The sequence below is a fragment of the Cohnella suwonensis genome (assembly GCF_042655365.1).
In the GTDB taxonomy this organism is placed as follows: domain Bacteria; phylum Bacillota; class Bacilli; order Paenibacillales; family Paenibacillaceae; genus Cohnella; species Cohnella suwonensis.
On sequence record NZ_JBHSMH010000113.1, the window covers coordinates 216,812 to 225,592 of the forward strand.

The window sequence follows — 8,781 nt, forward strand, 5'->3', positions numbered from 1 at the left end:
TAAGCGGGAGAATTCCCGAACGGAGGATCACGAAAGATGTCTGCACACGCACACGACCACGATCACGACCATGAACACGGGGAAGGCTGCGCGGTACCGGTATTCGATAACCGGGAGCTGATCGTCCGCGAAGATATATTGGCGAGAGCCAAAGAATTGGCTCAGCTCATCACGACGTCCGAAGAGGTCGAATTGTATCAGAAGTCCGAGAAGCTCATCCAGTCGCACGATAAGGTGCAAGGTTTGATTACGACGATCAAGAAAAAGCAGAAGGAGCTCGTCGCGTTCCAGAACACGTTCAAGAACCCATCGATGGTCGAGAAAATCGAAGGCGAGATCGACGCCATCCAAGACGAGCTCGACAACATTCCGATCGTACAACAGTTCCAGCAAAGCCAAGTCGACGTTAACTACTTGCTGCAATCGATCGTGAGCGTCATTCGCGATACGGTAGCCGAGAAGCTGGACGTGGAAGCGGCGAAACCGGCCGAAGCGCCGGAAGAGTGCGACTGAATCCGCTAGCGAAGGGCGAATGACGACTGCATCGCCCGAAGAAGCATAGAAAGCGCCTCAAGTTCCCATCCTACGGTCGCATGGGTCAAACGAGCCCGATGCGCCGAAGGAGGACAACCCGATGACCGAAGGCATTCCGAACTCGCAGACGCGGGCGCCGAAGCCGGACGACCCGAAAAAGCAGGGGAGATCGGCCGCGAAGAAGAAGTCGAAGTGAACGGGTCGCTTGAATGTCGAAGGAACGTAGAAGGCCGCGCGGTTGCGCGGCCTTTGGCGTCGAATGGAGCGATTATCGGGCCGCGACGGCGGCGACGTTCAGGCTTAGCATGAAATTACGCTGATCGAATTGTAGCGCATGCGGTTGATTCGCGCTCAGCTTCCACTTGTTGATCCAATAAGATGGAACTCTTAACTTATCGTCGGACAAGTTCGCGGGAACGTGCAGACGCATACGCGCGATGTTCTTTCCTTGGCGAACTTTGATGACCATGCCTTGTCTTTCGGGAATGCCGAGCCTCGATAGCAGCTCATACCCGACGGATAACGTGCCGGCGCCGAGCGTACTTGCCGTCAGCATGGACACCGTCTCGCTAAGCGGGGCCGGGGCGATCGTGATCGTCTGGTCGGCTTCCGCGTAAGTAAGCGAATATCTGCGCAAGGCGGTCAGTTGGAACCGCCGCGCGAGCGCGTAATTCATCTCCATGAAATCGGCGAAGCACTCCCGGCCTTCCAGGAATTGAAGCTCGATCGTCTGCTTGATCGTTCCCCTCTTAAGAGTTATCGGCGTATTGCGGGGAATGGCTAGCAGTTCCGAGCCGGTGTAAGAGCAATTCAGGGTGAGCACGACGTTGTTGACGGGGAGCTTGGCGATAAACAGATCAAGGCGACCGCTGGCCATAAAGTAGGCGACACACTCCTTCAAGGCGGATGAATCTAGGAGACTTACTACTTTATGCAAGAGAGTCGGGGCTCGATTGTATCATCGTCCTGATCGAGCGAAATCGGCCATGAAGAAGGGCTCCCGCGCAGGAACGCGGGAGCCCTTGAGGATAAGGGGGAGTGAGGTTGCTTTCTTACCCTGTGTTTTAACGAGGACGGCGGGCTCGGATGGCTGGGATGACCGGGCGAACGGCGACGATGACGAGCGTCGCGACGACCGCTTTGATGGCGTCTCCCGGCAGGTACGGATAGAAGCCGGCTTTCAGCGCCCCGGAAACGGTATCGTAATCGGGGTTGTCGATCGCATGGGCAAGCCATGGCACGCCGGAAACGTAAAGCAGCAGCGAACCGAAGGCGAATACGCCGAGAAGAAGAAGCAGTTGCTGCGGACGACCTAGCTTCCCGCGCTTCGCGAACAAGGCATCGCTGACGAGTCCGATCAGCAGGGCGGCGATCGGGTACATCCAGATGTAACCCGCCGTCGGTCCGGTCAGCTTGTCGATGCCGCCGGCGCCGCCGATGAACGGAAGTCCCGTCGCGGTCAGGGCGACGACGATAAAGATGCTTAAGAATCCGTAGGTGGCGCCGAGCAAGCCGCCCGCGAGCATAATGCCGAACGTGCCGAGCGTGATCGGAACCGGCGTGAAGCCGAGGTTGATCTTAACTAGCGTGGTCACGATGAACAGCGCGCCGAGCAATGCGGTATAGACGAGAGCCCGCGTGCGGTAAGTCGAGGTGGCCGTATGTACGGTCTGAGGTGAGGTGGTTGTAGATGAATTCATTGTCAAAATGCCTCCTAAATGTTAACCTTGGTTCTATATTATTGGTTAACAATTGAGATTGTAGCACGGGATCGGCGGATTGAAAAGAGGAGATTTCCGGATGGCGAGTGGGGATAACGAACCGTTCGCGCTGCGCGCCGTAACGGTATACGGAGATGTGATCGGTATCGCGCGGGAGCATGACGGCGATGTTCATGCCCGATTGCTCGAAGTCGACGTAACGATCTCTCCCGGAGAATGGGTAGCGATCGTCGGAGCGAACGGCAGCGGAAAGTCGACGCTCGCGCGCATCGTCGCGGGCCTGTATCCGGACGTCATGTACGGCGAAGCGGAGAGAGGATTCGCGGGACATCGCGCGAGTCCGATCGTACTGCAGCAGCCGAGGGCGCAATTGTTCGGAGAGACGCCGCGAGAGGAAATCGCGTTCGCGCTCGAGTGGAGCGGCGCGCCGGCGGAACAATTCGACGCGCTCGTCGAACGGGCGCTTGCGGGCGCGGGCTTGTCCGGGCTGCGCGACGAGCCATGGGAGTCGCTGTCCGGGGGGCAGCAGCAGCTCGCGGCGATCGCGGCGGCAACGGCAGGGGCGGAGCGTAAGCCTCTCGTCGTTCTCGACGAGGCGACGTCGATGCTGGACGATCGCAACCGGGACGAGGTGATGCGGCTGGCAACGGCGCTTCACCGTCAAGGGACGGCCGTCGTCTGGGTGACGCAGCGGCTCGACGAATTGTTGCCGGACATGCGGGTGATCGCCATGAAGGACGGCCGGATCGTGCACGACGGGAATGCTCGCGAGTTCTTATACGGTAGTCGTGCCGATGTTGTTGCCGGTGCCGATAGCGATGCCCCTTTTACGACGATATCCCCTTGCCTCAGGGCGGGTTTGAGATTGCCTTATATGCCGTCGCTTGCGCTGGAGCTGCGAAGACTCGGGCGATTGGACGATCCGTTGCCGGTGACGGCCGACGAATGGCGCATGGCGAGAGAACGCATGGGGGACATGAAACGGGATGACGCGACGATACGATAACGAAGCTGTTTTTTTGAACATTAAAGGGTTAAGCTGGCGCGATGGCGATATGGGTGAGGATGCTCCTTCGTTATCTAGCGGGGAATTGCGGTTAGAACCCGGCACCGTGACGGTGCTGATCGGGGCGAACGGGGCGGGCAAGACGACGTTGCTCGAGAAACTCGCCGGATTGCGGCCGCCCGAAGGCATCGACGTCAGCTATGGCACGGAACCGTTATGGACGACCGGGCGGACGGGGCGACCGCGATTGAACCGTCAGGCGTTGTTCCGCTACGGGTACGCGAGCCAATCGCCGGAGGACGGCTTGTTCGCGCGGAGCTTGGAAGAGGAAATGGCTTATTCGTTGAAGCCGTTCCGTCTATCCGAGGAGGAACGTCGGTCTCGTACGGTTCAAGCGTTGTACGCGGTCGGTTGGGAAGCGGGCGGCTGGCTGGAGCGGGATCCGTACCGGATGAGCGGCGGGGAAAGACGCCGGGCGGCTCTTGCTTCCGTGTTCGCGTCGCCGGTACCTTGGCTGCTCTTGGACGAGCCGACTTCGGGACTCGACGGCGCCGGCCACGAACGGTTGGCGGAGGCGATCTTGCGAATGAAAGGGGAAGGGCGGGGCCTATTGCTCGTCTCCCACGATTCGGATTGGGCGCTCCCGCTTGCCGATCGCGTGCTATTGCTCGGAGTCGATGGCCATGTAACGTCATGCGCGAGGGATCGGCTGCTCGAACGGCCGGAATTGATCGCTCAAGCGGGCATGGCCGTGCCGGAATGGCTGCGGATGGCCCGGTTCCTGGTGCGCTGCGGGATTTCGCCAACGGACGCGTGGCGGCCGGCGGATGCGGCGAGCGGTTGGGGTTCTTTGGCATGGATCGCGAATGAGTCCGGCGAGGAACGCTCCGAAAGCGCGGAGGGGACGGAAGCCGCGGAAAACGAGAGGAAACATCGGCTGGTCAAGGCGGACGGTCTGACGGATCGGGAGTTACCGGATACGGCGGCGGCTGGGCGATTAAGCGAGTCTCGCAGGCAACGGGGAAACGCGCCGCGTCGCCATCGGCTGGCCGGATTCGATCCGCGCGCGATCTGGCTCGGTTACGCGCTGTTGTCCGCCGGGTTGTTCCGACTCGGCGATTGGACGTCGCTTGCCATCGGCGCGGTCTTCGTCATCACGCTACTAGCGGCGGGTAATGTGTCTCTTCGCAAATGGAAGGGAACGCTCGTCAATTACGCGATCTTCACGGTGGCGACGTCGGCGATCTTCGCTTGGGGAGCGAGCGGCGGATGGACGTTCGAGTGGGGAGCTTTCGGCGGGACGATGTTTCCGTTCTTGCGGACTTTCCTAATTATGCTGTTGGGCTTGGCGATTCCGCTCGTCATGTCGCCCTTGTCGCTTCGCAAGTCGCTGGAGAGGCTGGCATCGTATAAAGGTAGACCGTTTGGGATGGCGCAGCGTCCGATTCTAACCGTAACGTTGATCATGCGATTCGTGCCGGTACTGCTCGAGCTGTGGGGGAGATTCGAAAGGATTTTCCTCGCGCGAGGCAAAACGATCTCCCGCGGGCCGATCGCGCTGGGTCGGAAGCTGAGGGACGTGGCGATTCCGTTCATGCTCGCGTTGTTCCGGCTCGGAGACGAAGTCGTATCGGCGCTTCAAAGCAGGGGAGTCGGCGACGGCGCACGCGCGATGGCATCGCCAGGCGGCAAGCTATGGCGATGGCGCGATTACTTGCTAGTCGTCGGCTCCGCACTCGCGATGATCGGATTGTGGGCATTGGCGGCTGTCGGTTTCGATCGATAGGCGGGATATGCTCCAATGGCGACGGGTCAATCGCGAAGAGATTTACCGACGGATAGAATCGCGGCGATGACGCCGAGCGAGGCGCCGAACAGGAAGCCGGCTTTTAACCCTCCAGCGGCGTTCAGCGCGCCCGCGAGGTAAGGACCGAGAAACATGCCGAGCGAGTAGACGGATTGGTAGAAGCCCATCGCCGTCGCGCGTTCCGCGGGTTTGAAGTCGCGAATCGCCAGGCTGAGCAGGAGCGGGAAGTACATCGCTTGGGCGACGCCGTTCAGCATCTGCGTCACGGCGAGCCAGCCGAGAGTCGGACTGAACGGAATGGCGCAAGTGAAGACGGCCGCGAGCAGGAAACCGGCGACGACGACGTTCCTCGTGCCGAAGCGGGGCGTCAGGTAACGGCCGCTCCATAAGGAGACGAGCGCGTGGGGCACCATGAACGCGACGACGATGCCGGTCAGTTCCATTTCGCTGGCGCCAAGCTCGACCGCCTGGAGCGGGGTGAAGCCGAACATCGTAATGAATAGGATGCCATGAGCGAGTAGCGATAATAACGCGACTTTACGGAGCAGGGAGGAACGGAGTACGGTAACCAGCACGATTTTACGATCCACTCTAGGCTTAATGATCGTATTCGATTGCGGGGTGGCGACCGGAGACTTCGGCTCGTAGACGAATAACGTGATCAGCATACCGCCGGACGCGATGAAGATGCCGCACAGGAATGCCGCGTTCCAGCCTCCCGCCGAAGCGAGCCAGCCGCTGGCGCTCATGCCCGCGAGCTGGCCGAACACGGTCAGGAAACTAAGCGTCCCCATCGCGCGATGGGTCTCGTTAGCCGGATAATAGGACGCGTATAACACTGTAAAAGGCACCCAAGTCGCCGCGCAAATGCCCGCCATAAGCCGGCCTGAGAGCGGACCTCCCCAGCCTCCCGGAATCATGAACAAAGCGCAGCTGACGAGACCGGCGGCCATCCCGATCATCAGAAACGGCTTGCGGCGGTTCAGCGCGTCCGAATAAATGCCCAGCGGGAAACGGATAAGCACTTGCGTAAGCCCGTAGCTGCCGAGAATAAATCCGATCCATCCCATCGACAGACCGCGGTCGTTCAAGAAAGGACTTAGAATCGGCACGTATATGTATAGCGTAGACCAATAGAGTACCGTCGCGATGGCGAAAACGAGATGACGGCGGCGTTCAAGCCAAGCGCTATCGCGCGTCTGAGCCGTTGCGGTATTTGCGTGGTGTAACATGTGGTGAGACGGCCTCCCGGTTGAAGTGCATGAGCGATCATTTCTAACAGTAACGGATGGCGGCGGGATTGAAAAGAAGAATTGTAGGCGGCGAGCGCAAGCTTATGCGGGCTCACGCAGGCTCATTGGGAATGGACACGGCGGCGCGGCAATGGTATGATTTGGGCAAACGTAAAATGTCGGATTTTTGGCACAAGACTAGCAGAATCCCATCAATAGCAGAAGAACACTCCGAAAGCATCGCGAGGCTGTTCCCGTCATCGGACGGGCGGCCTCTTTTTGTTTTCCAAATTATAGGTATCTGATAAAATGGAGAGGCGGGATGAGAATGGAGCTTTGGATTGGGAAGAGGAACGATAGCGAACTAACCGTACGCTTGTCGAGAGATCCTTCATTGGAAGATTCGATCCAACGAATGAGGCAGCTACATCGGCGTCGTTGGGAACCTGAATTGCGGGCGTGGATCATCCCTTATACGTTCCGGGATATGGGAGAATTGTTAGAGAAGTTCGATCATGCCGACCTTCACGCAGACGATAGCTTGCTAGAAGAATGTCAATGGCTGTGCGATCGCATAGAGGAGCGGGAAGCGAAGGCGCTAGCCCGGAGGCAGCTCGTGATTTTCGAGGAATCGCAGTGGGGAAAGCATGCAGAAGAGCTGCTGTCCCGGCAACTAAGACTTCGAGGATACAGCTCGAAAACGATTACAGCATATTGCGGGCAAGTCCGACGGTTTTACGATTTTTACGAAAAGAATCGGGAATTGAGCATGACGGAGCTTATCCCGCGGTACTGTAACGGGTTGTTGCGATTGGAATTCTCTCATTCGTACGTCAATCAGGCTCTAAGCTCGGTCAAGTTTTACTTGGAAAAGGTGTGCGGTCTGAAGGCAGAGCCGGGGGCGTATATCCGTCCTAAAAAGGAGAAAAAACTGCCGGACGTGCTATCCGCTAAAGAAGTGATGAGGCTATTTGCCGCCGTGAGCAATCCGAAGCATCGCGCCATTCTCGTTCTGACTTACTCATCGGGACTTAGAGTTAGCGAAGTCGTTCGGTTGCGAATGGCCGACATCGATCGCGACCGAAAAACGCTCCTCGTGAGGCAAGGCAAAGGCAGGAAAGACAGACAAACGCTACTTTCCGAGGCGGCGTACGCGACGGTATTAGCATATGTCAAACAAGAAAAGCCGGGCGGAGGCTGGCTATTTCCCGGCGCTGACTCTAATCGGCACCTCACCGAACGTACCATCCAAAAAGTGTTCGAACAATCGGTCAAAAAAGCCGAAATTCGCAAGAACGTCAGCGTCCACAGCTTGAGACATTCATTCGCAACGCATTTGCTGGAAGGCGGTATCGACATTCGATACATCCAGCAGCTGCTAGGACATAAGAATGTCGCGACCACTGAAATATATACGCATGTGGCGATAAAAGACGTGAGTCGTATTCAGAGCCCTTTGGATCGGATGATTGATCGGGAATAAGTCAATGGATTAGAAGTGGAATATATGCGAGTTATTACGAAATACAGAAACTCCACAACTTATTAGGATTATCCGAAATTCATAGAATTTACGTTATACGAAATTGGACTCGAAGCTACTGCGAATTAAAGAATTGTATGCGTACAATCGAGATTGCCATCTGGATTCAGGGAAGAGACATGGAGTATTTCAGGTTTCGAGGGACTTAGTTACAGCGTGCATGGCAATTAAGATCAAAATCGAAGATCGTATTTTTATACTTTGAGAAACCTAATAGGACACAGGTTAAAGGCTGTGAAGGCAAAGGTGCCTGAAAGTGGAAGGTCAAAAGCGAAATATTATGCAAGCGAGAAGTGCCTGACAGCAAGATCAAGAACGTACTTTTAATGAATAAAGCAACCAAATTGAACTTAGGTTAAGATCTGTGGGGGCAAAGGTGCCTGAAAGTAGAAGATCAAAATCGTATTATTTTGAAAGCTAGAGGTGCCTGAAAGCAAGGAATATAATTAGTCTGTGTATGATGAGCCAGGAAGCAATAATTGTCGGTGTCTAGAGAACAGCGAGAGTGGCAATGAAGCAGGAACATGAGGATTAATCGAAGAAGTAGTCGGGATGAGATGGCAAGAGTTATTGCGGTGTTCTGAGATTCAGCGTGAGAGACTAACCCATTTTTAGGACGTATTCGAGCTCGGAAGCGAGTCAGGAGTGATGCAACTTGCGAGGAATAGTCCAACATCGTATAACACCATGTTCACGCTTCGGCGGACGAGCCGCCTCGGTCCGGCAGAAGTAGGGAAGCGGATTCGACTGGAGTAGCCCAGCAACTGTAAGTAATTCAGCCGGACACATCCGCACCACCTAACCGCGTCGCGGCCGGCTCCTTACGGAGCCTTAAGGTGGTGGGACGTCGTGAACACATTAACGTTAGCTGAAATACCCGAGATCAAGAACAATTTAATATCCAATGCCGTGGCTGAGTTGTTTATCAGCACACGGCA

Annotated in this window: 7 protein-coding genes; 4 read left to right on the forward strand and 3 right to left on the reverse strand. The window is 56.7% G+C overall.

The window, feature by feature from the left end; genetic code table 11:
- Positions 1 to 36: 36 nt before the first annotated feature.
- Positions 37 to 513 (forward strand): YlbF/YmcA family competence regulator, encoded by a 477-nt coding sequence (locus ACFPPD_RS25780; RefSeq protein WP_209746724.1) that lies wholly within the window; start codon positions 37 to 39, stop codon positions 511 to 513.
- Between the two features lie 289 nt (positions 514 to 802).
- On the opposite strand, the gene ACFPPD_RS25785 is transcribed toward ACFPPD_RS25780, so the two are convergent.
- Positions 803 to 1,411, reverse strand: a complete 609-nt coding sequence (locus tag ACFPPD_RS25785; protein WP_209746722.1) for a hypothetical protein — start codon at positions 1,409 to 1,411, stop codon at positions 803 to 805.
- A 187-nt stretch (positions 1,412 to 1,598) separates the two neighbouring features.
- The gene (locus ACFPPD_RS25790; RefSeq protein ID WP_209746720.1) at positions 1,599 to 2,234 is read right to left on the reverse strand and encodes a biotin transporter BioY; all 636 of its coding nucleotides are present in this window, start codon (positions 2,232 to 2,234) and stop codon (positions 1,599 to 1,601) included.
- A gap of 100 nt (positions 2,235 to 2,334) precedes the next feature.
- Here ACFPPD_RS25790 and ACFPPD_RS25795 point away from each other — a divergent pair, with 100 nt between their 5' ends.
- Positions 2,335 to 3,261 carry an energy-coupling factor ABC transporter ATP-binding protein gene (locus tag ACFPPD_RS25795; protein ID WP_209746718.1) on the forward strand — a complete coding sequence of 309 codons (927 nt, stop codon included), beginning with the start codon at positions 2,335 to 2,337 and terminating at the stop codon, positions 3,259 to 3,261.
- On the forward strand, positions 3,242 to 5,047 hold the full coding sequence (locus ACFPPD_RS25800; protein ID WP_209746716.1) for an ATP-binding cassette domain-containing protein: 1,806 nt from the start codon (positions 3,242 to 3,244) through the stop codon (positions 5,045 to 5,047). Before ACFPPD_RS25795 ends, ACFPPD_RS25800 begins: the two co-directional genes overlap by 20 nt.
- 26 nt (positions 5,048 to 5,073) lie before the next feature.
- Here the strand turns inward: ACFPPD_RS25800 and ACFPPD_RS25805 are convergent, their stop codons facing one another.
- A complete protein-coding gene (locus ACFPPD_RS25805; RefSeq protein ID WP_209746714.1) occupies positions 5,074 to 6,300 on the reverse strand; it encodes an MFS transporter in 1,227 nt (408 codons plus the stop codon).
- Between the two features lie 328 nt (positions 6,301 to 6,628).
- On the opposite strand from ACFPPD_RS25805, the gene xerA reads away from it, so the two are divergent.
- A complete protein-coding gene (gene xerA, locus ACFPPD_RS25810; protein ID WP_378083854.1) occupies positions 6,629 to 7,783 on the forward strand; it encodes a site-specific tyrosine recombinase/integron integrase in 1,155 nt (384 codons plus the stop codon).
- Positions 7,784 to 8,781: the final 998 nt, after the last annotated feature.